Genomic DNA, 24132 nt, shown 5'->3' with positions numbered 1-24132 from the left:
CATGGCCCACTCGCCCCGGATCACGCGGCCCTCAGGACCGCATCAACTTAGAAGTCGTTTTCAGCCGCAACTGCGCCGCCTGCAGCGGTGATCAGGGTTGTGGCGTTTGTCTCGATGGTCGAGTAGGCAGCGATGGCCAGGCCAACAACAGCGGCTGTCAGAACAACCCAGTCAACGGTTACTGCGCCAGCTTCGTCTTTGCGGAAGTTTTTGATGAACTTGATCATTGGATTTTCTCCGGTTGCCCATTCTGGGCGGTATAAGGGAACGTCTAGGTCAGGAGGCGCGCGGGGCTAGACCCACGCGCCGGTCTTGTAAGCGGCCTTAAGACCGCACCAACTTAGAAGTCGTTTTCAGCCGCAACTGCGCCGCCAGCAGCGGTGATCAGGGTTGTGGCGTTTGTCTCGATGGTCGAGTAAGCAGCGATGGCCAGGCCAACTACGGCGGCTGTCAGAACAACCCAGTCAACGGTTACGGCGCCAGCTTCGTCTTTGCGGAAGTTTTTGATGAACTTGATCATGGTCTCTCTCCAGAGTTTTCGTGTTTCACTCACCGCCTTGAACGTTGTGGGCCTCTCTCACTTGCCCCGTCCGCTGCGGTATGAACACGTTATCGACTTGCATTGGGGCGAGAATTTGACCCGAATGCAGTGATTTTTGGCTTTCCAAGAAAATTGAAAAATTTCTGAGTAACGTGCTGAATAAAAAGGATTAAAAAGTTAACGATAGTTAAATCTTTAGCTTTCACCTATCCATTTGGGTATAAGACTATGGCGGAATGTTCACAGTTCAGAGACACAGATGGATTTTGACCCCGGATTGTGCCATATATGGAAAAAACACACCCTAAATAGGGGACGAGCAGACCCATGTTTTTCAGATTTATTTCTGTCGCATTGATTGCGACGGCGGTTTTTATGCCGATTCCGGTAACGGCTCAGGCGGATTCGACGGGCTTTTCAGCGAAAAGGGTTAAACCGCCAAAGCCCGGAGCGCGCCGGATCACTGTTCAGGTGGCCCCTCGGGCGAATCCAGCGGTCCCACCGCCGCCAAAATCCAAAGCAACGCCCGTTGTTGCGGCTCCAAAAGCGCCAAATGCGGATGGGGCAGTGGTGGAAGCGAAACCAAAATCGCGCTATTCATGGTATTGGGATCAAGTGTCACCAAATCTTGCTTCGGCTGGGGCAGGGCGTCTTGAACCAGCTTTGGTGAGCCTGACCAAAGGGCCCTCTGGCCAATCTGTGGCCGCCCCTCGTTTGCAAGCGCTTCAGGAAATTGCCGCAAAACATGGTCGGGCGATTTTGCAATCAACCGTTGGAACGCGTGTATCACCGGCGCTGGCGCTCGCCGTCATTTCCGTTGAATCATCTGGCAAGGCGGACGCAGTGAGCGGAGCCGGGGCACAGGGGTTGATGCAATTGATGCCAGCCACTGCCGAACGCTTTGGCGTGACCGATAGCCTTGATGCCACTCAAAACATCAAAGGCGGGGTGAAGTTCCTCGACTTTTTGATGGAGAAGTTCGAAGGCGATCCGATATTGGTTCTGGCCGGATATAATGCCGGGGAGAATTCGATTGGCAAACATGGTGGCGTGCCGCCCTTTTCAGAAACCCGAGACTATGTGCCCAAAGTTTTGGCCGCGTTTCAGGTCGCGAGCGGCCTATGCCTTACACCACCGCAATTGGCATCGGATGGCTGCGTCTTTCGCATCTCGCAGTGATCAGCGTAAAACAGCGCCGGGGTTCATAATGCCGAGCGGGTCAAGCGCGGCTTTGATGGCGCGCATGGCCGACAGCTTGGCCGGGTCACCATAACGTTCCAGATCATCAACCTTAAAACGTCCAATGCCATGTTCGGCGCTTACCGATCCGTCTAACGCATGGACGAGATCGTGAATGCAGGTTTTGATCGTGTCACGCTGCTCATTATATATATCGCGATCTCGGTCTTTCGCGGGGAAGACATTATAATGCAGATTGCCGTCCCCCAAATGACCAAAGCAATTGACGCGGAAGGTGCCAATTTGGTCCAGCGCCGCTCCGGCTTGGTCAATAAAGGTCGGAAGGGCCGAGAGTGGGACAGAGATGTCGTGACTTGAGATTGACCCAATCACCCGATTGGCTTCGGGGATGTGTTCCCGCATGTCCCAAAAGCTTTGCGCTTGGGCCAAAGATTGCGCGATAAGCCCATCGCTTACCAAATCGGCCTCAAAAGCTTGGGTCAGAATGTCTTCTAGTACGGTTTGAGGAGATAAGCCCGAGGGCAGGCTTATTTCCATCAAGACGGACCATTCCGGGGCCTGCGCCCAGGGTTGGCGGACGTCTGGCAGGCAGTCTGACAAAAAGTCAAAGCCGGTGCGATGCATGAGTTCGAACCCGGTAACCGTGTCACCGAGCCTGTCCCTAGCTATGGCAAGCAGCGAAAGCGCCGCCTTGGGCGAGGCGACCGTCAAAAGCGCGGTTCCAACGGCGGCAGGACGGGGGAACAGTTTGAGACTGGCGGCGGTGATGACACCCAATGTCCCTTCGGAGCCAAGCAATAGGTGGCGGAGGTCATAGCCCGTATTGTCTTTGCGCAGGCGTTTCAGACCATTCCAGATTGATCCATCGGGCAAGACGGCCTCAAGCCCAAGCACGAGATCGCGGGCATTGCCATAGCGCAGAACATTGGTGCCCCCGGCATTGGTGGCCAGCAACCCGCCAATGCGGGCCGAGCCTTCGGAGGCAAGCGACAGGGGGAAGAGCCGATCTTGGCGTTCGGCGGCGGTTTGGACATCGGATAAGATTGCTCCGGCCTCAACCAATGCGACGTTTTCCAAGGGGTAAATGTTGCGGATAGCGGTCATGCGTTCGAGGGAAAGCAGGAGCGGAGCCGGGCTATCCGGGGCAACTTGACCACCCACCAAACCAGTTCCGCCGCCATACGGAAGCACGCCAACCCGATTTTGCGCGCAGGTTTTGACAATTGTCGCCACCTCTTGGGTGTTGCGCGGCAGAGCGACCCAATTGGAACAGCCATGCCAGCGGCCACGTGGTTCTTCGAGGTAACGTGGTTCGGTGCGACGCAACGTGTCAGGTGGGAGGTCAGCCGAAAGGCGTTCGGCGAACGGGGCATCTGCGGCGGATAAATGCATTGGGCATCCTGGGAGCGCTAGGAGTGTTTAACAAACTGATAGCCGTGCCTGTCGCAGAACCCAAGGGGGTGGTGCCCAAAAGGAACGCCGTGTCGGCGTGCTTGGTGTTGGCCCCCTAACCTGTCCTTCCCCCTTGGGGGGAAGGGAGCTTGGCGCAATCGACCCCGGAACGAGCTGTTTGGTTAGAGACCGGCGTTGCTTTTGCCGCGGCGATCCATACGCAGGGCGGCGTAAAGAACATGGGTGCGCCAGCGGCCGTTGATTTGCAAATAGCTCTGCGCGACGCCTTCATATTTGAATTGCGATGCTTCGAGTAACCCGCGTGAGGCGACGTTTTCGGGCAGGCAGGCCGCTTCGATCCGGCTTAGCCCGAGTTTTTCGAAACTGTGATGGACAACGGCTGAGATGGCTTCGCGCATATAGCCGTGGCGCGCATAGGGTTCGCCGATCCAATAGCCCAAGGTTCCGGCCTGCGCGGGGCCGCGTCGGATATTGTCGAGGGTGATGGCTCCCAATAGCGCGCCATCGTCACGGCGGGTCAGGAACAGCGGAACGGCGGTGCCACCGGAAACCGACCGCGAGGCCCAATACACGCGGTTGGTAAAGGCGCGTCGGCTTAGGTGGTCAGCGGACCAGCTGGGTTCCCATGGGGCAAGGAAATCGCGGCTTTGAGAGCGTAGGGCAGACCACGCCGCATAGTCACCATGCACCGGCAGGCGTAGGGTCAAGCGCTCGGTTTCGAGCTTTAACTTGCGCCGTAGTCCTAGCATTAGGCGACCCTACGAGCCTGTAGATCTGCCAACGTTGGGGCGTTGGATACCGGACCGTAAAGCGCCAGAGATGGGGATGCGCTTGCCGCTTGGGCCTGCGCAAAACGCAGAACATCGTCCAAGGTGACCGCGTCGATGCGGGCGACGGTATCTTCGATCGGTGGAACACGATCCCAAATTTGAACCATCCGGGCCATACGTTCAGCACGGCTTGCCGGGCTTTCCAGCCCCATAAGCAGACCGGCCTTCATCTGAGCGCGGGCGCGGTCGATCTCGGCTTGGCTCATATCGTCGGCGGCGCGCTTCATCTCGTCGATGGTTAGCATTGCCAAATCACCAAGTTCTTCACCGCTGGTGCCAGCGTAGATCGTTGTCATGCCGGTGTCGGCATAGGCCCCGCTTTGGGCAAAAATCGTATAGCACAACCCGCGCTTTTCACGAATTTCCTGAAAGAGCCGCGAAGACATACCGCCGCCCAAAGCGCTTGAATATATCTGGGCGGCATAGAAATCATCGTCTCGATACCCCGGACCTTCAAAGGCCAAGGCCATATGCGCCTGTTCCAGATCTTTGAGTTCACGGCTTTCGCCACCATGATAACGCGCTTGATCATAGGCGGGGGCGGTGCGGGCCGGGATATGACCAAACAGTGTCTCGGCCTGAGCAACCAGAGTGTCGTGATCCACGGCACCGGCGGCGGACAAGATCATCTGACCTGGGCCATAATGCTCGGAAATAAAGGTCGAGAGATCATCGCGCCCAAAGCTACGCACCCGATCTGCTTCGCCCAAAATTGTGCGGCCAATGGGTTGATTGGGATATGCCTTTTCTTGCAACCAATCGAAAATCACATCGTCCGGTGTGTCGCGAGCCTGACCGATTTCCTGAAGGATCACGTGTCGTTCGGTTTCAATTTCGCTTTGATCAAAAACTGGATTGAGCAGGATATCAGCAATCACATCCATCGCCAGAGCCGTATCGGCGCGCAACACGCGGGCGTAATAGGCGGTCACTTCGCGCGATGTATAGGCGTTGATATAGCCGCCTACATCTTCGATCGCTTCGGCAATTTGCAGCGCGCTGCGGGTGTCCGTTCCCTTGAACGCCATATGTTCAAGAAAATGCGCCACGCCGTTTTGTTCAGGGCGTTCATGGCGCCCGCCAGCGGTGACCCAGATGCCAAGGGCAGCGGATTGCAGCCCCGGCATGTGTTCGGTCACGATACGAAAGCCATTGGATAGCGTGGCGAGTTGGACGGTCACTTGGCAATACGCTCCTGAATGAGGGTTTCGAGGGCTGTCAGGTCATTGGGAACCCGGGTCACCCGTTCGGACCGCTCATAAAGGTCTGCCATGCGATTGGGAAGAGGCGGGCGAATGCCAGAGGCGTTTTCCACCGCGTCGGGGAATTTCGCCGGATGGGCAGTAGCCAATGAGACCATAGGTGTCGCCGGATCGCGGTTGTCTTCGCCGATTTTGGCAGCAATTGCAGAATGCGGGCAGAGCAACTCGCCCATTGTGGCGTTGGCTTCTTTGATAAAGGCCAAGGTTTCGTCCTCAGAGACACGGCCCGAATCAAAATCTTCGCGCAGGGCTTGCAGTGCGCCTTGAGAGACAGAGAAGCCCCCATTGGCCAGCTCATCCATCAGTTGCGCCACGGCGGCACCGTCTTTGCCATAGGCAAAATACAGAGCGCGTTCGAAATTGGAGCTGACCTGAATGTCCATCGACGGGCTGATCGACGGCGCGACATCGCCTTTTTCATAGGCTCCGGTCTTCAAGCAGCGATCCAGAATGTCGTTTTGGTTGGTGGCGACCACCAAACGATCAATAGGCAGGCCCATTTGTTTGGCGATATATCCGGCAAAGATATCGCCAAAGTTGCCGGTGGGGACCGTAAAGCTGATCTTGCGATCTGGTGCGCCGAGGCTGGCGGCGGCGGTGAAATAGTAGACGACCTGAACCAACACCCGCGCCCAGTTGATCGAGTTGACCCCGGCCAGTTTCACACCGTCGCGGAATTCGAAATGGTTGAACATATCTTTGAGGCGGGCCTGACAATCGTCAAAATGCCCGTCCATCGCCAGCGCATGGACGTTGGACTCTGGTGGAGTGGTCATTTGACGGCGCTGCACTTCGGACACGCGACCATGGGGGTAGAGGATAAACACATCCACCGCGTCCAGACCTTTGAAGGCCTCAATCGCCGCAGAACCAGTATCGCCAGAGGTCGCGCCAACGATGGTCACGCGCTCGCCTCGTTTCGAGAGTTCGACCTGAAACAGTTGGCCGATCATTTGCATCGCAAAGTCTTTGAAGGCCAGCGTCGGACCGTGGAACAGCTCCAACAGGAAATGATTGGGAGCCAGTTGCACCATCGGCGCGCGGGCATTGTGGCCAAACCCGGCATAAGCGCGTTCAATGCACCCGCGCAATTCGTCGTCGCTAAAGCTTTCTCCGACAAAGGGCTGGATCACGCGAAAGGCGGTTTCCTCATAGCTTAACCCTTGCAGGGCGCGAATGTCATCGGCGCTCATCTGTGGGATTTCAGCGGGAACATAAAGCCCGCCGTCACGGGCCAGCCCGGTCAACATGGCATCGGCAAAAGTGAGTTCCGGCGCATTGCCACGGGTCGAGACGTATTTCATCAATTCAGCCTTTGTGCATCAGGCGCCGTATCCAGACGCCAGTCATCAAAATCCATATCCCGGCCAGAGAGAACCAGGTTACGGCGTATTGCAAGTGATCGTTGGCCACGCCGGAACTGTCGACGGGCAGGGGCGTCATCCCCTTGTCCGCGGGTGATAATTCACGCGTGATGACCAAGAGAGGTTCGGTGTCGAGGGTTTCAGCCATTTGCTGAATATCGCGGGCGAACCATGTGTTGTTGGGTATGTCGTTGTCCGGGGTCGAGCTGTTGCGGTCGTCCGGCCAATGCATATTGCCAAGAACCGTTGCCGGACCAGCCGCCAAAGGCGCGTCCTTGGCATCGGTTGGAACAAAGCCCCGGTCGAGCAAAACCCTGCGTCCATCATCCGTTGTGAAAGGGGAAATCACCCGCCAACCCGGACCGCGCCGTTTTACAGAAACCAACACGAAGAGCGCGCCGTTTTCGATGGTGCCGGCCATGGTCACCGGCATGTAACGCTGTTCCGAGGGAGAGATCACCCGGGGCAGGGGCTGTGGGTCACCGGCAATCTTTTGATCGATCTCGGCAAGGATGTCTGACTTCCAGCTTAGCCTCTGGATCTGCCATGTGCCCAGAGCCACCAAAATGGCGGCTCCGATCAGGCCAATCAACAAAGGGGCAATCAGACGTTTCACAGCAGGTCCTATACAAAAGGCGCGCCGTTGCGGGCGCGCCTTGTTTTTTCATTCCATGGGTTGGGGTGCAACCTCAAACGTCAGCTTAGCCGCCCCAGACGTAGACTGCGACAAACAGGAACAGCCAAACAACGTCCACAAAGTGCCAGTACCAAGCCGCGGCTTCGAAACCGAGGTGGTTGGTCGGCGTGAAGTGGCCGCGATAGACGCGCAGCAGGCAGATGAACAAGAAGATGGTGCCGACGATGACGTGGAAACCGTGGAAGCCGGTCGCCATGAAGAAGTTCGCGCCATAAATGTTGCCGCCAAAGCCAAAGGCCGCGTGGCCGTACTCATAAGCCTGGAATACGGTGAAGATCAGGCCAAGGCCGATTGCAAGGATCAAGCCGGATTTTACGTCTTTGCGGTTATCTTCGTGAACCAAGGCGTGGTGAGCCCAAGTCGCAGCCGCACCAGAGCACAGCAGGATCAAGGTATTGATCAGCGGCAGGTGCCATGGGTCAAAGGTTTCGATACCGACTGGGGGCCAAACGCCATCAATCGCCGGGCTCAACCCGTCGGGATGCATCGGGTACATCGCGTGCTTGAAGAAGCTCCAGAACCACGCAAAGAAGAACATGATTTCCGACATGATGAACAGGATGAAGCCGTAGCGCAGGCCAATCAGGACAACCGGTGTGTGATCGCCAACTTGGTTTTCCGCGATGGTTTCCGACCACCAACCAAACATGACGTACAAAACGCCAACAAGCCCGATGAAGAACATCCAAGGGCTGTCGTTGGCCATCCACATGACGGCGCCGAAAAGCATGATGAAACCTGCAACCGAACCCAACAGGGGCCAGATGGAGGGGTTCAGAATGTGATAATCGTGGTTCTTGGCGTGGGCCATATTCTGTCCTCGTTTCGCGTTAGTTCAAAGACGTTTTGACGTCTGTTTTGGGTGTCAGAGCGGCTTGCGCATTATCGGGCAGGTCGATCTGGTAAAAGGTGTAGGAGAGCGTGATGTGACCGGTGTGTTTGGCATCGCTGTCATTGATGATGTCAGGATCAACAAAGAACACGACCGGCATTTGCACCCGCTCACCGGGCAACAGCACCTGCTCGGTAAAGCAGAAGCAATCGATTTTGGAAAAGTAACCGCCCGCCGAATAAGGGGCGACGTTGTAAGACGCCTGACCGGCAACGGGTTTGTCGGTTGGGTTGTAGGCTTCGTAAAAGGCCATGCCTTCTTCGCCGATGCGCAGGGTCATTTCACGCTGCATGGGTTTGAATTCCCATGGCATGTCGCGTTCCAGAGACGCATCAAAACGGACCTTGATGGTTTGCTCTAGAATTTCACCGGCGGGCCCTTCGGCCACGTTTGTCGTGCCGCCAAAGCCCGTGACCCGGCAGAACCAGTCGTAAAATGGCACCGAGGCCCAAGCAAGCGCACCCATGGTGGCGACAACGCCAACCAACTGCAGCACCGTTTTGGTTTTCGGATCAGTTGCCATTTGCACCCTCCGCTGCGGGCATCCGGAATTCCGGGCTGGTTACTTTGACAACGGTCAGGCCCATGATAATCGCCACAAAGGCGGCCAGTGTCAGGCCGAGGCCAACATTGCGGCCTTTGCGGCGCGCATGTAGCTCGTGTTGTTTGGTCAGGCTCACAGCGATGCTCCGAATTTATCCAGCCCAGCTTCGATCAGAATGGCACCGAAATGCGCAAAGAGATAGAGCAGCGAAAGCTTAAAGAATTTACGCTCAACGGCAAAGTTATCCGCTTCGGACATGGCTTCGTCGCGGCGATAGATGTCATAGGCCCCTTTGAGGAACAGCGCGTTGAGCACAAGCGCAACGCTAAGATAGACCCAGCCGCCAACTTGGGTAAAGCCAAGCGCAATCGCCAAAGTGGCAAGCATAACAGTGTAGCCAAGGATGTGGCGACGGGTGGCCGGGCGGCCATGAGTGACGGTCAGCATTGGCACGCCAGCATCGTCATAATCGCTGCGCATAAAGAGGCACAGCGCCCAGAAATGAGGAGGGGTCCACATGAATGTCAGGCAGAACATCAAGGTGGAGGCCATCGAAATCTCACCCGTGGCAGCGGCCCAGCCGATCATCGGAGGGAAGGCCCCGGCGGCCCCGCCAATCACGATGTTCTGCGGTGTCAAACGCTTGAGCCACATGGTGTAGATCACGACATAGAAGAAGATAGTAAAGGCCAGCAAACCACCGGCGAGCCAGTTGGTGGCAAGACCAAGGAAGACGCAGGCAAAGACCGACAGGGTCAGGCCAAAGGCAAAAGCCTCTTGGCGGGTAACGCGGCCTGATGGGATCGGACGACCCTTGGTGCGCTTCATCACCGCGTCGATATCCGAATCGTACCACATGTTCAGCGCACCAGACGCGCCGCCGCCAATGGCGATGAACAGGATCGCGCAAAAGCCAACAAAGGGGTGGATCGGGGTCGGTGCGGCAAGCAGGCCAACAAAAGCGGTAAAGACCACAAGCGTCATCACACGTGGCTTGAGCAGGGCAAAGAAATCGCCGAACTGTGCCTCGTTTTCGATGGGCTTGCTTTCAAAGCTGGCGTCGCTCATGTGGTGTGTCCGCTTAGGTCAGAGAAGGAAGAGGGCGCGAAATCCGCGCCGCTCGTTTGGTATCGGTGGGGCAGGGCCCCGGCCAAGATCAGTTGGTCAGGAAGGTGTTGACGTCGACATAGTCAGCGCCGCCTTTGTTGGCCTCAACCCACTGTTCGTAAGCGGCTTCGGACACAACTTTGACCGTGATCGGCATGTAGGCGTGGGCAATGCCGCAGAGTTCGGAACACTGACCGTAGTAGATGCCTTCGCGCTCAGGTGTGAACCACAGCTCGGCCAAACGGCCAGGAACAGCATCCTGTTTCACACCAAAGGCCGGGATGGTCCAAGAGTGGATCACGTCCGCACCTGTAACCTGCATCACAACTGTTTTGCCGATGGGCACAACAACGGCGGTGTCGGTGGCCAAAAGGAAGTCTTCCTTGCTGTAGCCAGCTTCGACAAGCTCGGCTTCGACTTCGGGTGACATGCGGTTGTCACCAGCGCCAATCATGTAGCTTTCAAAGGCCAGCTCGTCTTGATCAACATACTCGTAACCCCAGTACCACTGGTAACCGGTTACTTTGATGGTGATGTCACCCTCGGGAATTTCTTGCTGTGCGAAAAGCACGGGAAGCGAGAAGGCGCCAATCACAACGAGAATCGCGATTGGAACGATTGTCCATGCGATTTCGAGTGGCGTGTTGTGGGTAAAGTTGGCGGGGGTTGGGTTGGCGCGGCGGTTGTGACGGACAATCACATAAGCCAGTAGGCCGGTCACAAACAATGTGATGATGGTGATGATCACCAACAGCAGATTGTCGAGGCCTTGCAGCTGCTCAGCTAGGCTAGTTGCCGCAGGCTGCCAACCCATTGCGCCATCAACGGGTTTCCCCACGACTTCGAGCTCTTGTGCCAGCGCGGGTGCGGCCAGGAAAGTGGCCGCCAGGCCCGTCAGCGTCGTCTTCAGTTGCATATCTCACCCTGATCGGTTGCGAATTCTATTACTTACGGAAAAAGGAGGGCCTCGGTAAAACCGACTCCCTCACCTCCCATTGCGTTCTGCTCTGTTTAAAATCATATTCTGATGCACCTATAAAGTACCCCCCTTGCGGCAAAGCGCCGCTTTTTTTGATCCAGATCAAATCGAGGCCCCCATGAGTGACGCACCTTTCCGCCCGTTTGAGACCCATCTAGACCTCGACAAGAGCACCGCTTTGTTGCGCGATGCCTTGGCCGGGGCCGAGGATGGCGAGCTGTTCCTAGAGCGTAAGCGCTCGGAATCATTGGTGTTTGACGACGGTCGGGTCAAAACCGCCAGCTATGACGCCTCAGAAGGGTTCGGTTTACGGGCCGTAAATGGCGAGGTCGCGGGCTATGCCCATGCGACCGAGATTAGCGAATCCGCGCTGAAACGTGCCTCAGAAACCGCGCGGCTTGCCGTCGGGCAGGGCGGCGGTGTTCTTGCCCCGCCCCCTGCGGGCACAAATCGGCGCCTCTATACGGACAATGACCCGATCGCCGGGGCGGATTTCCCAGTGAAAATCGCAACTTTGCGTGAAATCGATGCCTTTGCTCGTGATCTCGATTCGCGTGTGGTCCAAGTCACGGCCACCATCGCCGCGTCCTTGCAGGAGGTGGCGATTCTGCGACCCGAAGGCGGATTGGTCACCGATGTGCGCCCGATGACGCGGGTGAATGTGTCGGTCATCGTTGAAAAAGATGGTCGGCGCGAATCCGGAACCGCCGGGGGTGGCGGTCGTGTTTCTTTGGATGGGTTGCTGGACCCGCAAGATTGGCAATCAAAAGCCCGCGAAGCCTTGCGCATTGCTCTGGTCAACCTCGAAGCGGAACCGGCTCCGGCTGGTGTGATGGACATCGTGCTTGGCCCGGGTTGGCCGGGCATTTTGCTTCACGAAGCCATTGGACATGGGTTGGAAGGCGATGCCAACCGCAAGGGTTCGTCGGTTTTTGCGGGCCTTATGGGCCAACAAGTGGCGGCCAAAGGCGTCACCGTTCTGGACGACGGGACCATCCCGGATCGCCGCGGCTCGATCTCAGTTGATGACGAAGGCACCCCGTCGGGCAAAAACGTGTTGATCGAAGATGGGGTTTTGGTCGGCTATATGCAAGATCGCCAAAACGCCCGTTTGATGGGCGACACACCAACGGGCAATGGTCGGCGCGAAAGCTATGCCCATGTGCCGATGCCGCGCATGACCAACACCTATATGTTGGGCGGCGATGCCGATCCGTCGGATATTGTCGCCGATCTCGAAGATGGGATTTGGGCGGTGGGTTTTGGTGGCGGTCAGGTTGATATCACCAACGGCAAGTTCGTGTTTTCCTGTACCGAAGCCTACCGGGTTAAAAACGGTAAGGTTGGCGCGCCAGTGAAGGGCGCGACATTGATCGGAGACGGGTCCAATGCGTTGAAGCGTATTCAGGCGCTTGGCAACGATATGGCGCTTGATCCGGGCATGGGAAATTGCGGCAAAGCGGGGCAGTGGGTTCCGGTGGGTGTTGGCCAGCCAACTGTGCGCATTGGTGGTTTGACGGTGGGCGGAGCAGGAACGTGATGGTTTGCTAGCGTTCGATTCGGCGGTTTTTAGGTGCAAAGCAGGCATTGTCTTCGCGAGCGTTTTTGATTTGTTCTCAAAAACAGCGAAAATTCAACGCTTTGTAACTAAAACTGCGGAAACTTGCGGAGGTTTACCTGCGGTTAACCCTCTTCGCGCTACCTCTATAGGTGCAAGACGACGGGGCTAAGATGCGCGACCACAGCTACTCTTCCACTCACCCCCCACTCCCACCCACCACGGAAGATGATCGGGTGTCGTGGCTCCGTCTCTTGCGGTCACGCCGCGTAGGGGTTTCAACCTTTTGGCGTTTGCTTTCCGAACATGGTGATGCACAGACGGCGCTTGATGCCCTTCCCGATGTGGCGCGGTCCGCTGGCGTTCAGCGCTATGAGGCTTGCCCGGAAGGCGTGGTGTTGGCCGAGCTCAAAGCCGCCCGCGCACGTGGTGCTAAGTTGGTTTGCCACGGTGATCCTTTTTACCCCATAGAATTGGCGGCTCTGTCCGATGCGCCGCCCATGCTTTGGGTTGTCGGCGATCCCGCCGCATTGAAACGGCCGATGGTGGCGCTGGTTGGTGCCCGCAATGCCTCTTCTTTAGGTCTTCGAATGGCCCGTTCCTTAGCTGGCGGATTGGCACAGGCCGGGTATCAAGTCGTGTCGGGCTTGGCGCGTGGGATTGATACCGCTGCGCATGTCGAAACAGTTGACACAGGCACTGTGGCCGTCATGGCGGGGGGCGTAGATGTGCTCTATCCATCTGAAAATACTCGGTTGGCCGAGGAGATAGCGCACAAAGGCGGCGCTTTGGTGAGTGAACAACCCATCGGGTTGCAGCCCATGGCGCGGCATTTCCCAATGCGCAATCGCATCGTCTCGGGCCTGTCGCGTGCCGTCGTCGTCGTCGAGGCGGCGGCTAAGTCAGGGTCCCTTATCACGGCACGATACGCGCTGGATCAGGGTCGCGAAGTGTTGGCCGTACCCGGTCACCCAATGGATGCGCGGGCCAGCGGTTGTAACATCTTGATCCGAGATGGCGCGCGTTTGGTTCGCAATGCCGAAGATATTCTCGAGGCTTTGCCACCACGTGAACCAGATGTGCAGCCTGACCTTCCTGGCTTTGAAGAACCGGCTGGGAATTCAGCCGTTACCCCAGAAGTCGCTGAAGGGCCGCCACCGCCGCAACGCAGCTTGCGCGAAACCGCTGCCCTGCATTTGCAAATCCTTGAACGGTTGGGGCCGTCGCCCGTGGCAGAAGATCAACTGATACGCGACCTTGGGGCGACGTCTGGGCGTGTCTCCCCCGTTTTGACGGATCTCGAACTTGACGGCAAAGTTGAACGCAAACCGGGTGGGTTCCTATCACTGGTGCCGGATAGTGATGGCACCCGGCATTAAGGTCAATTGGCGCAAACTTCGGGAATTACACTGTGCCATTTGGGGCAAAACTGCGGATCGGCCCACCAGACGTCGGTCGCACCAAAGGTTTGATGAGTGGCCACCCATGTACGGCCCTGAAGTTCATATAGAGCCTGCATGTCGGCCCCGCCCCAAAAGTCACGATCTTCATACGATTGATAGGCTGGAGACAAATCATCAAAACCGATCTCACCGCCACCGGGGCGCACCGGTCTCAGCATTGCAAAGGCGACATCGCCGTGAACACGCAGGTCATCGACAACAAAGACCACTGGAGCACCAAACACCGCTTCGGCATGTGGCCGCATGGCATCCATCAAATCAGCGCGAAGCTCACTGCCACGTTTCGGGACCTCCCATGCAAATGCTTGGAATGGCAGTGTTGCAGTCATCGCAATAGTGGCAACAAGTGTCCGGAATCGCATTGGAAACTCTCCTTATCATTCGGCCATTTTTACAGCGTTCTTGTAAATCTTTCCACGCGGCTTAGTTGCCCACATTGACAATTCCCCCTTGCGCCCCTCACTCTGCGCCGCCATATGCGGCCCGAAAAGAGGCCCAACGAATTTTACGAAGAGGTTCAGAGTTATATGCCAGTCGTTGTTGTGGAATCCCCGGCTAAGGCCAAGACAATCAACAAATATCTCGGCTCCGACTATACGGTTCTGGCCTCTTATGGGCACGTGCGGGATCTCCCGCGCAAGGGGACTGCGGTCGACACTGAGCAAGACTTTGAGATGACGTGGGAAGTCCCCACCGATTCGCGAAAACACGTTGCGGCGATCGCAAATGCGCTAAAAACCGATGATGAACTGATCCTCGCGACTGACCCTGATCGCGAAGGAGAAGCGATCAGTTGGCACCTCAAAGAGGCGTTGACAAAACGCCGCTCGATCAAAAAGTCCACCCATGTTAGCCGCGTGACGTTTAACGCGATCACCAAAGCGGCGGTGACCAAAGCCATGGCCGAACCGCGCGACATTGATATGCCGCTGGTTGAGGCCTATCTGGCGCGTCGTGCGCTGGATCGTCTGGTTGGGTTTGGCCTGTCGCCTGTGTTGTGGCGCAAACTTCCCGGTGCCAAAGCCGCAGGTCGGGTGCAATCGGTTTCACTTCGACTGATCGTTGAGCGCGAGATGGAGATCGAAGCCTTCAAGCCGCGCGAATACTGGACGATCAAGGCCCAGCTGACCACGCCACGTGGTCAAAGCTATGAAGCACGTCTGACAACATTGGCGGGCAATAAGCTCGACAAATTTGACATCGACAACGTCACACAGGCCGAAATGGCGGTCCAGGCGATCACGTCTCGTAGCCTGTCGGTCACTAAAGTAGAAGCCAAACCGGCCAGCCGTAATCCATCTGCGCCGTTCATGACTTCGACGCTTCAGCAAGAGGCGAGCCGCAAATTTGGCATGGGTGCGCGTCAAACGATGAACGCTGCGCAACGTTTGTACGAAGCCGGCCACATCACTTATATGCGGACGGATGGCATCGACATGGCCCCAGAGGCCGTGACCGCTGCGCGGGACGCTATTGCCGATCGTTACGGTGCCGAATACGTCCCCGACAGCCCGCGTGTTTACAAAAACAAAGCCAAGAACGCCCAAGAGGCGCACGAGTGTATTCGCCCAACCGATATGACGCGTGACGCGTCGAGCCTGAAGCTCTCCGAAGATGATCAGCGCAAGCTCTATGACCTGATCTGGAAGCGGACATTGGCCTGTCAGATGGCCAGTGCCAAACTTGAGCGAACCACCGTCGAAGTTGGCAGTGAAGACGGTCAAGTTGGCTTGCGCGCCAGTGGTCAGGTTGTGCTATTTGACGGCTTCCTCAAGGTCTATGAAGAAGGCCGCGACGAACCTGTTGAAGACGACGACAAACGCTTGCCACAAATCATGATGGGTGAGGCGGCTGGCTTTGGTGCGGGTGCCCTTCAGGCGGCCTATGAAAAGGCATCTGGAACCGGGGGCGCATTGGTCGACGATGGTGGAATGCAGCGGTGTGATGCCGCCGTCATGTCCGAAGATGCAGCAGTTTTGGCGCTGCAAAGCTTTACCCAACCGCCGCCCCGTTACACCGAAGCGACCTTGGTCAAACGCATGGAAGAATTGGGCATTGGTCGCCCGTCAACCTACGCCTCGATCCTGACACGCCTCGAAGACCATGCCTATGTTCGCAAAGAACAAAACCGTCTCTTCCCCGAAGAGCGCGGTCGCATTGTTACGATCTTCTTGCTCAACTTTTTCAAGCGCTATGTGGAGTATGATTTCACCGCGGCCCTAGAAGATGAGCTTGATCACGTGTCCTCGGGTGAGACCGAATTTGTTGAGGTTCTCAGCAAATTTTGGCGCGATTTCAAGGTTGCTATCGAAGAGACAACTGAGCTTCGGGTTTCTGAAGTTTTGGATGTTCTGGACGACGCTTTGGCACCACAGTTGTATCCACCACGCGAAGATGGCTCCGACCCGCGGATTTGTCAGAAATGCGGGACCGGCCAGCTGCACCTAAAAACCTCGCGCACCGGCGGGTTTGTTGGCTGTGGGAACTACCCCGAATGCACCTATACCCGTCCGATTGCGGGCGAAGGGGCAGAAGGCGAAGAGAAGCTTTTAGGCGAGGATCAGGGCGATGAAATCTGGCTGAAGGATGGGCGCTATGGCCCCTATGTTCAGCGCGGCGAAGTTACGCCTGAAAACAAAAAGCCAAAGCGGACATCACTGCCGCTTGCCCGCAATGGTGGCTGGCCAAAAGAGGAAACCACGCTTGAGCAAGCGGTTCAATTGCTGAGCCTGCCGCGCCATGTTGGCGATCACCCCGAGGGCGGCAAGATCAGCGGAAATTTGGGGCGGTTTGGCCCCTATATCATGCACAAAATGCCCGGCGATGAACGCCCGGTTTATGTGAATTTCAAGACCTACCCTGAGATGCTTGACGTTGGCATGAACCACGCGGTTGAGCTTTTGGCGCATAAACGGGCTAATCCGGGGCGTGGCCGAGGAGCCGCCAAAAAACCGCTGCGCGAGCTTGGCGATCACCCGGATGGTGGCGCGATGAACATCTTGGACGGGTCCTATGGGCCTTATGTGAAGTGGGAAAAGGTCAATGCGACCATTCCCAAAGGCACAGATCCCAAGGATGTGACGGTTGAAATGGCGATCGAGTTGATTGCCGCTAAGACCAAAAAAGCGCCCAAAAAGAAAGCGGCCGCCAAAAAGGCCCCGGCGAAAAAGACAGCGGCAAAGAAGACCACGGCGAAAAAGCCAGCTGCTAAGAAAAAGGCTGCAACTGACGAGTAAGCCAAAAGGCCCGGCCAAAAAGTCGGGCCCTTTCGTTAGCCTATTCGCCTTTGGCCGCAATCATCAGTTGCAGTCGCTTCACCTCTCGGATCACGCGGTCAGCTTGGATTTGGGGCATGAGGCTTAGCTTTATTTGCAACGCGCCAAGCATCAAAACAGACGCGCTAAAGCCCCATTTTAGGGCGGGCATGACGTCCGTGGCGCCAAAAAATTTGATGGCGCACCAGATTGCGGCGACGAACATCAGGGTCTGGACGACCATCAAGACCCAAGTCACCCAGCCCAATTTACCGCGAAATTGCTTCAAACCCAACTGAAACCACCCAAGCTCTTGGGTTGCATCCAATATTTCGCGATCTTGTTCAGTAAGGGCGGCTTTGATCTGGGCATCCAGATCCTTTTCGAATGAGTCAGACATCGGTTTCTCCTTCCAATGCGGATTTCAAGTTTTTTCGGGCCTCTGATAGCCGTGATTTGATTGTTCCAACCGGGACATCTAAGGCGATGGATACTTCGGTTAGGCTCAAGTCTTCGATATAGAACAGCGCGATTGTTGCGGCCTGAGCGGGGGGCAAGGCGGCAATGGCACGGGCGAGGTCACGTGTCTCGGCAGGTGCCGGTTCCATGTATTCCAAGCTGTCTTCGGCAAAACTGGCGGTGATCGACCTGTCACGTTGTTTGCCTTTTATGAGTGCCGCGCATTTTCGCGTGACAATCCTAAGCGCCCAGACGGGAAAAGCAGCGTCGCTGCGCAGCGACCGCAACCCTTTGAAAACATCGACCCAGGCGTCTTGAACGGCGTCTTGCGCCTCCTCATGATTCCCCAAAAGCCGGGTCGCATGGAGCAATAGCCGTGGGCCACGCAGCTCGACCAAGGCAATGGCTGCTTTTTGATCGCCTGCTCGGGTGCTTGCGACCAAGAACTCTTCATATGCGCGTCTGGCGTCGCTCATTTTATCTCCTAACGTGATGTTACAGAGTGCGCGCGGAACTGCAAAAGGTTCATTTTGTTCCCAAAAGAGTTATAATTCAACCAATAAGGGATTATGAAAAGTGAATTACCCTTCTATAAAATGGGAGCTAAAATGCACCGCAAGAAATGCAACTTAAGCGAAAGTATTACAGCGCGTGTGCTGCAATGCGGCGAAACAGTTGACAGGTTAAGTAACCTCAGGTCACAACCCCTGTCATCCAAGTGTTCCAAGGGAGGACATCATGAAAAAAGTTTACGGCTCGGCCGCAGAAGCGCTAGACGGCGTGCTTCAGGACGGGATGTTGATTGCAGCGGGCGGTTTTGGCCTCTGCGGCATTCCGGAGTTGCTTCTTAACGCGATTAAAGAGAGCGGCGTTAAGGATCTGACATTTGCGTCCAATAATGCGGGTGTCGACGATTTCGGTATCGGAATTCTTTTGCAAACCAAACAAGTCAGCAAAATGATCTCTTCCTATGTTGGTGAAAACGCAGAGTTCATGCGCCAGTATCTGAGCGGAGAGCTTGAGCTTGAGTTCAACCCACAGGGCACCTTGGCCGAACGTATGCGTGCAGGTGGTGCGGGGATCCCCGGTTTTTATACCAAAACTGGCGTTGGCACAGTCATTGCCGAAGGCAAAGACCACAAAGAGTTCAACGGTGAAACCTTTATCATGGAAGAGGGCATCTTTGCCGATCTGGCCATTGTAAAGGCTTGGAAAGCTGACGAAACCGGTAACCTCGTGTTCCGCAAAACCGCCCGAAACTTTAACGCTCCGGCGGCCACATGTGGCAAGCTTTGCGTGGTTGAGGTCGAAGAGATTGTCCCAACCGGCTCGCTTGACCCCGACAACATTCACCTGCCTGGCATCTATGTGCATCGCATCATCAAAGGTGATCACGAAAAGCGCATTGAGCAGCGCACTGTACGTCAGAAGGAGGGTGCATAATGCCTTGGGATCGTAATCAAATGGCGGCGCGCGCCGCTCAGGAATTGCAAGACGGTTGGTACGTGAACCTCGGCATTGGCATTCCAACATTGGTGTCGAACTACATCCCCGAAGGGGTTGAGGTGACACTGCAATCTGAGAACGGCATGCTTGGCATGGGGCCTTTCCCTTACGAGGGCGAAGAAGACCCGGACCTGATCAACGCAGGCAAGCAGACCATCACTGAATTGCCGCAGACCGCTTATTTCGATAGCGCCCAATCCTTTGCGATGATCCGCGGCGGCAAGATCGCCATGGCGATTTTGGGCGCAATGGAAGTGGCCGAGAATGGCGATCTGGCGAACTGGATGATCCCGGGCAAGCTTGTCAAAGGCATGGGCGGAGCCATGGATCTGGTCGCGGGTGTTGGCCGAGTGGTTGTCGTGATGGATCACACCAACAAGCATGGTGTCTCCAAGGTTCTCAAGGAATGCACCTTGCCACTGACCGGACAAAAAGTTGTGGACCGGATCATCACCAACCTGGGTGTGATGGATGTCGTTGAAGGTGGTTTGAAAATCGTTGAACTGGCCGACGGTGTCAGCGAAGACGAGTTCCGCGCAGCTACCGAGGCGACGTTGGTTTAAAACCGATCTGAGTTATTGTGATTGGGCCGCCGGGGAAACCTGGCGGCCTTTTCTATTGGTTAGGGGAGGTCGATCGGCCCGCCGATCCGACCGTCTTCGAGCATCACTTGCAGCCCTGAAAGTGGACCGGTGCACAGAGCTCCACCCGGGCTTGGTTCGGTTCCATCCGGGCAAGTTTCAGCGGCTTTGGGACAGGCACACCCCGCTTCTCGCACGGTACAGCCCGCTTGGCAGGCCTGAGGTGATACGATCAAACTCAACGCTCGCATTCCTTGTAACTCAAACCCAGAGGCCTGAAGCTTTTGCAGGACGGCGTCGGTGGTGGTCGGATCAAGGTTTTGCCAGCGCAGCACCCGATCTTGCGCCGAAGCGGGGAGGGTTGTGAGCGTTAGGATCGACATGAGGGCAATCAGGCGAAGCATGTTCTGCCTCCGGTGTTGTGGAGATCACCGTGATTAGAGCATCTCAAAACGTCCGGCGCAAAATGGCATGATTGTTGGTCAGCCATTCCTTACCTTTGCGCGAAACCCATCGCGCAAAAGAAAAGGCAGGCTCCGTTAGGAACCTGCCTCTAGGAAATTGCGCCAGATTGGGAGGAGGGGCGCAATTATCCTGATCAACCCATCCGGGTTGGTATTCTTAAGCAGCCGCTTTTTTGGCAGCTTTGGTCACGTCGTCAGTTGCTTTTTTGACGGCGGCAGTTGCATCTTCCTGCAGGTCTTTGCCAGCAGCCATCAGCAGCTCAACTGTGTCCATCTGAACTTTTTTCGCGATTTCAGCGAAAGCGGCCATGTTTTCAGCAGCAACTTCAGCCTGAGCCGATGCGAAATCGGTTGCGGCTTTGGCGTAGTCAGCAGGCTCTGCTTTTACGGTGGACATCTCGGCCAGTTTGGCGAGAGTGTCTTTGGTCCAAGTTGCGGACAGTTCGGTCGACTTTTCAGCAGCTTCCAGCGCAACGCCGGCCAGCTTTTCGTTCATGGTCGCTTGCGATTTGAACGCATCTTCCATGGCTTTGGTGTCAACGGGGAATGCACCCAGAACGTCTTTGAGTACAGCGGTGAAATCTTGTGCTTGTGCCATCTTACAAATCCTTGTTTCCGCTGCCTCCGGGCCCACCCCGTCTGCTGCAGCTGCAAACAATATGCATGCTGCATCGCAGCATTTCAAGTGAAATTTCTGCGACGCAGCATGAAAATGGCTAAGTTACTGTTTTTGCTTCACAGCTTTTATCTGAACATAGGTTCCAGGTGCCGGGGCGAGTGATTTGTAAGACGAATCACCCGGAACGCGAGCCGTTGTTTTCTTGCCTGAACGCTTCTTCAACCAAGCTTCCCATTGCGGCCACCACGATCCGTCATGCCGCGTTGCAGCATTTTTCCACTCATCAAAGTCCAAGCTGAGGTCATCATGAAGGAAATGGCCGTATTTGACCTTGGTCGGTGGATTTACAATTCCAGCAATATGCCCCGATTCCCCCAAGACATAGGTTTTGGACCGTGACCCCATCTGCTGCACACCGCGATATACGTCCCGCGCGGCGGCAATGTGGTCCGTTTCCGTTGCAATAGACATCAAAGGAATGTCGACATCCTTGAGAGACAGGGTTTCGCCAAAGAGTTCGAACGTGCCCTCGGCAAACTCATTACGCTGACACAAGCCGCGCAAATACTGCATGGTCATCTTGCCGGGCAAATTAGCCCCGTCACCATTCCAATAGAGCAGATCAAAGGCAGGAGGGGTTTCGCCCATCATGTAGCTTTTGATCGCGGGACCATAGATCAAATCATTGGATCGTAAGAACGAAAAGGTCCGTGCCATGATAAAGGAGGACAGCATACCCTTGTTATCGATCTCTTCTTCGATGCCGTCGATGAAATCGTTCTGCAAGAAGGGGGTAAACTCGCCCTGATCGCTGAAGTCGGTCAGAGTGGTGAAGAAGGTCGCGGACTTAACGAGCTTTTGTTTGCGCTTTTTGAGAAGCGACAAGGTCAGCGACAAAGTTGTGCCAGCAATACAGTAGCCAACGGCGTTAACCATTTCTGTGCCACAAATCTCCCGCGCGACATTCATCGCCGTGAGGTAACCTTCCTCGATGTAATCTTCCAGTCCAACTTGGCTATAGGCGTCATCGGGGTTGATCCAGCTGACCACAAACAAAGTGTAGCCCTGATCGACGATCCAACGGATTAGACTGTTTTTCTCTTTTAGATCAAGAATGTAGAATTTATTGATCCAAGGCGGGAACAAAACGATGGGTAGCTCATGTACCTTTTCGGTCGTGGGCGAATACTGGATCAGCTCCATCATCCGGTTCCGAAAGACCACTTCGCCTTTGGCGGTCGCAATGTTTCCACCAACTTCAAAGGCGCTTTCATCCACTAGGCGGACAATCAGTTCACCTTGATTGGCCTCAACATCGGCAACCAGATTTTCTAACCCTTTGACAAGGCTTTCACCGTCGGTCTGAATGGCCTTTTCCAGCGCATCAGGGTTTGTGGCGAAGAAGTTGGTCGGGGCCATCATGTCGGTGATTTGCTGTGCGAAATAACGCAGGCGACGTTTTTCGGTCGCGTCGAGATCATCAATGCTCTCGACAGCCTTGCGAATCGCATCGCCATTGATCTGGTACTGTTGCTTGATGAAGTTGAAGTAAGGATTGGTTTCCCAAAGCGGGTTTGAAAACCGCCGATCTTTTGGCCCCGGATTTTCGGGTGCCTCCATTTTGCCGCCTGAAAAGGCTTTCTGGGCCTCGGCAAAATGCTGCATTGTTTGGCCCCAATACTGAACTTGCTGTTCAATCAATTTGGCCGGATTTTGCAACGCCTCCTGCCAATAGGCTTGACTTGCCTTTGCGTAAAGCGTGGCCTCCGGCCCATTCAGTGAGGTTGGAGTTTGTTGCTTCTTGGTTAATGCCGATACAAGGCGCTGTTGAAGCTCCTCGATTTTAGACAAATTTGCTTCCATTCGAGCGCGGCTCTGGCCTGCGTCAACGTCGTTCGTTGTCATTGATGCAAATTCCCCCTATCTTCGCATCTGCAGAATAGCGTCGTGATGCCTATGCGGCAAAGCGACGAATTGGCTCGGGGCGAATGGCGCGGCAAAAATGCGCCACCTTTGACACGGTAAGGAGTGGCATGCATGCGCTATATGGCGACCTATGATCTGATGGAAACGGTCCGCAACACCAATCAATGGCTGGGCGCGACGGCCAAGACCATGGCGTCTTATCCGATGTTTTCGGTGTTTCCGAACCCGGCGTTGGAATGGGCTGCGGCCTGGGGTGAGGTGACCGAGCGCACCTTTGAGCGGATGGTGGTTAAGCCCGATTGGGGCATCCGGACCTTTACGTGTGAGGATGGCAAAGACCATCTGGTCAATGTTGAAACCGTTGTTGAAAAGCCTTTTGGTGACTTGATCCATTTCGATGTGTCCGGCCGCAAAGAGCAACCGCGCAAAATCTTGATTGTTGCACCGATGTCTGGTCACTACGCGACCTTGCTGCGGTCAACGGTTAAGTCGCTGATTGTAAACTGTGAAGTTTACATCACTGATTGGCATAATGCGCGGGATATTCCGGTATCGGCGGGTAAATTCGATGTCGAAGATTACACGCTTTATTTGATGGAGTTCATGAAGGAGATGGGGCCAGATACGCATGTGATTGCGATCTGTCAGCCAGCGCCTTTAACCTTGGCCGCGACGGCCTATTTGGCAGAGCTCGACCCAGATGCTCAGCCACGCACATTGACGTTGATCGGTGGACCGATTGATCCCAATGCGACCCCAACCGAGGTGACAGACTTTGGTCATCGCGTAACAATGGGGCAGCTTGAGGAAACGATGATCCAACGGGTTGGCTTCAAGTTCAAAGGCGTGGGCCGGATGGTTTACCCGGGGCTGCTTCAATTGGCCTCGTTTATGAGCATGAATGGCGACCGTCACAGCCAAGCATTCCGTGACCAGATCATGCGGGTTTGCCGTGGCGAAGCATCAGATCACGATGCGCACAACCGATTCTATGATGAGTATCTGGCGGTTATGGATATGCCAGCCGAATTCTACCTGTCGACGGTTGAGCGGATCTTTAAGAACGGTGAAATCGCCGCCAATGAGTTTGTGGTGGATGGTCACAAGGTTGATATTGGTGCGATCACCAATGTCGCTGTGAAAACCGTTGAAGGGGCCAATGACGATATTTCGGCACCAGGCCAATGTGTGGCGGCGCTGGATCTTTGCACCGGCCTACCTGATGACATGAAGGCGTCGCATCTGGAACCGGGTGCTGGGCACTACGGTATCTTTGCGGGCAAAAGCTGGCGCAACAATATCCGCCCGCTGGTGTTGGACTTCATTGATTCCAATGCGGGACCCAAAAAACCTGCGCCTAAGAAGAAGGCCAAGCTTAAAGCGGTGAAAACCGACGCGGCCTAATTTGCAAGGTCAACGCTGTTATAAGGGGCGCGCCATCGGCGCGCTCTTTTTGTTTCGTCCGATGCCTTC

Annotated in this window: 25 protein-coding genes; 7 read left to right on the top strand and 18 right to left on the bottom strand. The window is 55.7% G+C overall.

Annotation, left to right across the window (positions count from 1 at the left end):
• Window positions 1–47 precede the first annotated feature (47 nt).
• Together Q1A43_RS10485 and Q1A43_RS10480 are read right to left on the bottom strand one after the other, a co-directional pair.
• Window positions 48–227 (bottom strand): hypothetical protein, encoded by a 180-nt coding sequence (locus tag Q1A43_RS10485; RefSeq protein ID WP_299930108.1) that lies wholly within the window; start codon window positions 225–227, stop codon window positions 48–50.
• 113 nt (window positions 228–340) lie between these two features.
• Complete coding sequence (locus Q1A43_RS10480; RefSeq protein WP_299930108.1) at window positions 341–520, bottom strand: hypothetical protein; 180 nt, start codon at window positions 518–520, stop codon at window positions 341–343.
• 396 nt (window positions 521–916) lie between these two features.
• Between Q1A43_RS10480 and Q1A43_RS10475 the strand changes: the two genes are divergently transcribed.
• Window positions 917–1720 (top strand): lytic transglycosylase domain-containing protein, encoded by an 804-nt coding sequence (locus tag Q1A43_RS10475; RefSeq protein WP_299934833.1) that lies wholly within the window; start codon window positions 917–919, stop codon window positions 1718–1720.
• On the opposite strand, the gene Q1A43_RS10470 is transcribed toward Q1A43_RS10475, so the two are convergent.
• The 10 genes from Q1A43_RS10470 to coxB form a co-directional block, all read right to left on the bottom strand.
• On the bottom strand, window positions 1721–3133 hold the full coding sequence (locus Q1A43_RS10470) for an FAD-binding oxidoreductase (RefSeq protein WP_299934817.1): 1413 nt from the start codon (window positions 3131–3133) through the stop codon (window positions 1721–1723).
• Between the two features lie 182 nt (window positions 3134–3315).
• Window positions 3316–3903, bottom strand: a complete 588-nt coding sequence (locus tag Q1A43_RS10465) for a GNAT family protein (RefSeq protein ID WP_299930114.1) — start codon at window positions 3901–3903, stop codon at window positions 3316–3318.
• Window positions 3903–5165 (bottom strand): pitrilysin family protein, encoded by a 1263-nt coding sequence (locus Q1A43_RS10460; protein ID WP_299934814.1) that lies wholly within the window; start codon window positions 5163–5165, stop codon window positions 3903–3905. The genes Q1A43_RS10465 and Q1A43_RS10460 overlap by 1 nt, the downstream gene beginning before the upstream one ends.
• A complete protein-coding gene (thrC, locus tag Q1A43_RS10455) occupies window positions 5162–6550 on the bottom strand; it encodes a threonine synthase (protein WP_299934811.1) in 1389 nt (462 codons plus the stop codon). The genes Q1A43_RS10460 and thrC overlap by 4 nt, the downstream gene beginning before the upstream one ends.
• Window positions 6551–6554: 4 nt before the next feature.
• A complete protein-coding gene (locus tag Q1A43_RS10450) occupies window positions 6555–7226 on the bottom strand; it encodes an SURF1 family protein (protein WP_299934808.1) in 672 nt (223 codons plus the stop codon).
• Between the two features lie 85 nt (window positions 7227–7311).
• Window positions 7312–8118, bottom strand: coding sequence for a cytochrome c oxidase subunit 3 (locus tag Q1A43_RS10445; protein WP_299930125.1), 807 nt, complete (start codon window positions 8116–8118; stop codon window positions 7312–7314).
• A 19-nt stretch (window positions 8119–8137) separates the two neighbouring features.
• Entirely contained in the window at window positions 8138–8722 is a 585-nt protein-coding gene (locus Q1A43_RS10440; protein WP_299934806.1) for a cytochrome c oxidase assembly protein, read from the bottom strand.
• Window positions 8712–8879, bottom strand: coding sequence for a cytochrome C oxidase assembly protein (locus Q1A43_RS10435; RefSeq protein WP_299930131.1), 168 nt, complete (start codon window positions 8877–8879; stop codon window positions 8712–8714). Before Q1A43_RS10435 ends, Q1A43_RS10440 begins: the two co-directional genes overlap by 11 nt.
• Window positions 8876–9811 (bottom strand): heme o synthase, encoded by a 936-nt coding sequence (gene cyoE / locus Q1A43_RS10430; protein WP_299930134.1) that lies wholly within the window; start codon window positions 9809–9811, stop codon window positions 8876–8878. The genes Q1A43_RS10435 and cyoE overlap by 4 nt, the downstream gene beginning before the upstream one ends.
• Window positions 9812–9899: 88 nt before the next feature.
• On the bottom strand, window positions 9900–10766 hold the full coding sequence (coxB, locus tag Q1A43_RS10425; RefSeq protein ID WP_299934804.1) for a cytochrome c oxidase subunit II: 867 nt from the start codon (window positions 10764–10766) through the stop codon (window positions 9900–9902).
• Window positions 10767–10947: 181 nt separating this feature from the next.
• Between coxB and tldD the strand changes: the two genes are divergently transcribed.
• Entirely contained in the window at window positions 10948–12369 is a 1422-nt protein-coding gene (gene tldD / locus Q1A43_RS10420) for a metalloprotease TldD (RefSeq protein WP_299934801.1), read from the top strand.
• Between the two features lie 191 nt (window positions 12370–12560).
• Window positions 12561–13766 (top strand): DNA-processing protein DprA, encoded by a 1206-nt coding sequence (gene dprA / locus Q1A43_RS10415; RefSeq protein WP_299934798.1) that lies wholly within the window; start codon window positions 12561–12563, stop codon window positions 13764–13766.
• Between the two features lie 2 nt (window positions 13767–13768).
• Here dprA and Q1A43_RS10410 read toward each other — a convergent pair whose 3' ends face one another.
• Window positions 13769–14212, bottom strand: a complete 444-nt coding sequence (locus Q1A43_RS10410) for a hypothetical protein (protein WP_299934796.1) — start codon at window positions 14210–14212, stop codon at window positions 13769–13771.
• Window positions 14213–14377: 165 nt separating this feature from the next.
• Here Q1A43_RS10410 and topA point away from each other — a divergent pair, with 165 nt between their 5' ends.
• Window positions 14378–17086 (top strand): type I DNA topoisomerase, encoded by a 2709-nt coding sequence (gene topA / locus Q1A43_RS10405; protein ID WP_299934795.1) that lies wholly within the window; start codon window positions 14378–14380, stop codon window positions 17084–17086.
• A 40-nt stretch (window positions 17087–17126) separates the two neighbouring features.
• On the opposite strand, the gene Q1A43_RS10400 is transcribed toward topA, so the two are convergent.
• Window positions 17127–17504: a DUF6768 family protein gene (locus Q1A43_RS10400; protein ID WP_299934792.1), complete on the bottom strand. Its 378-nt coding sequence runs from the start codon at window positions 17502–17504 to the stop codon at window positions 17127–17129.
• A complete protein-coding gene (locus Q1A43_RS10395; RefSeq protein WP_299934790.1) occupies window positions 17497–18039 on the bottom strand; it encodes a sigma-70 family RNA polymerase sigma factor in 543 nt (180 codons plus the stop codon). Before Q1A43_RS10395 ends, Q1A43_RS10400 begins: the two co-directional genes overlap by 8 nt.
• A gap of 262 nt (window positions 18040–18301) precedes the next feature.
• Between Q1A43_RS10395 and Q1A43_RS10390 the strand changes: the two genes are divergently transcribed.
• The gene (locus Q1A43_RS10390; protein ID WP_299930158.1) at window positions 18302–19006 is read left to right on the top strand and encodes a CoA transferase subunit A; all 705 of its coding nucleotides are present in this window, start codon (window positions 18302–18304) and stop codon (window positions 19004–19006) included.
• Entirely contained in the window at window positions 19006–19632 is a 627-nt protein-coding gene (locus Q1A43_RS10385) for a CoA transferase subunit B (protein ID WP_299930161.1), read from the top strand. The genes Q1A43_RS10390 and Q1A43_RS10385 overlap by 1 nt, the downstream gene beginning before the upstream one ends.
• Before the next feature lie 59 nt (window positions 19633–19691).
• Here the strand turns inward: Q1A43_RS10385 and Q1A43_RS10380 are convergent, their stop codons facing one another.
• From Q1A43_RS10380 to phaC, 3 genes are all read right to left on the bottom strand, one after another.
• Window positions 19692–20054 carry a hypothetical protein gene (locus tag Q1A43_RS10380; protein ID WP_299934788.1) on the bottom strand — a complete coding sequence of 121 codons (363 nt, stop codon included), beginning with the start codon at window positions 20052–20054 and terminating at the stop codon, window positions 19692–19694.
• Window positions 20055–20271: 217 nt separating this feature from the next.
• Window positions 20272–20712, bottom strand: a complete 441-nt coding sequence (locus Q1A43_RS10375) for a phasin, PhaP (RefSeq protein WP_299930231.1) — start codon at window positions 20710–20712, stop codon at window positions 20272–20274.
• Window positions 20713–20835: 123 nt separating this feature from the next.
• On the bottom strand, window positions 20836–22638 hold the full coding sequence (gene phaC, locus Q1A43_RS10370; protein WP_299930166.1) for a class I poly(R)-hydroxyalkanoic acid synthase: 1803 nt from the start codon (window positions 22636–22638) through the stop codon (window positions 20836–20838).
• 132 nt (window positions 22639–22770) lie between these two features.
• Between phaC and phaZ the strand changes: the two genes are divergently transcribed.
• Entirely contained in the window at window positions 22771–24063 is a 1293-nt protein-coding gene (gene phaZ, locus Q1A43_RS10365) for a polyhydroxyalkanoate depolymerase (RefSeq protein WP_299930169.1), read from the top strand.
• The last annotated feature ends 69 nt before the right edge of the window (window positions 24064–24132 follow it).

This window comes from uncultured Pelagimonas sp. (assembly GCF_947498515.1).
Classification (GTDB): domain Bacteria; phylum Pseudomonadota; class Alphaproteobacteria; order Rhodobacterales; family Rhodobacteraceae; genus Pelagimonas.
The sequence above is the reverse complement of the archived record's forward strand: the minus strand, read 5'-3'. Positions and strand labels throughout refer to the sequence as shown.